This window comes from Methylophaga sp. UBA1464 (assembly GCF_002325665.1).
GTDB lineage: Bacteria > Pseudomonadota > Gammaproteobacteria > Nitrosococcales > Methylophagaceae > Methylophaga.
In genome coordinates this window covers 2,930-3,558 of record NZ_DCSO01000087.1, presented here as the reverse complement: position 1 = coordinate 3,558, position 629 = coordinate 2,930, and the positions used below count along the sequence as shown (strand labels likewise).

Sequence of the window (629 nt, the reverse complement as noted above, 5' to 3'; positions counted from 1 at the left end):
GGATTTTTTGACTGGTTAAAAAAACAGGATGCCGATGTGGTGTGCATTCAGGAGACTAAAGCGCAAGTTCATCAGCTGGAAGACAAGATTTTCACTCCTGAAGGCTATCACTGTTATTACCACGATGCAGTCAAAAAGGGCTACAGCGGTGTCGCGATATACAGTCGACAAAAACCGGACGAAGTTATTACAGGCATGGGCAATGCCGAGTTTGATATCGAAGGTCGTTATATTGAAGCCAGATTTGGCAATCTGAGCGTGATCTCCCTCTATCTGCCATCAGGCACATCAGGTGATGAACGGCAGCAGGTTAAATATCGCTGCATGGAGTTTTTCGAAAATAAAATGCAGGAAATGAAAGAATCCGGTCGAGATTACATTATTTGCGGTGACTGGAATATCGCTCATAAGAATGAAGATATCCGGAATTGGAAAGGCAATCAGAAAAACTCCGGCTTTTTACCTGAAGAACGTGCCTGGCTGGATAAGTTGTTTTATGAGATGAATTTTGTCGATGCGTTCCGTGAACTGCCGCAGGCTGAACATGAATACACCTGGTGGTCCAACCGTGGTCAGGCCTGGGCCAATAACACAGGATGGCGTATCGATTATCATGTTCTGAGCCCGAG

The 629-nt window shown here is 45.3% G+C and carries 1 protein-coding gene; it reads left to right on the top strand.

Going from position 1 to position 629, the window contains the following annotated elements:
* A partial coding sequence (locus tag B3O33_RS11220) for an exodeoxyribonuclease III (protein WP_292363604.1) occupies nucleotides 1-629 on the top strand: 629 nt, incomplete at both ends.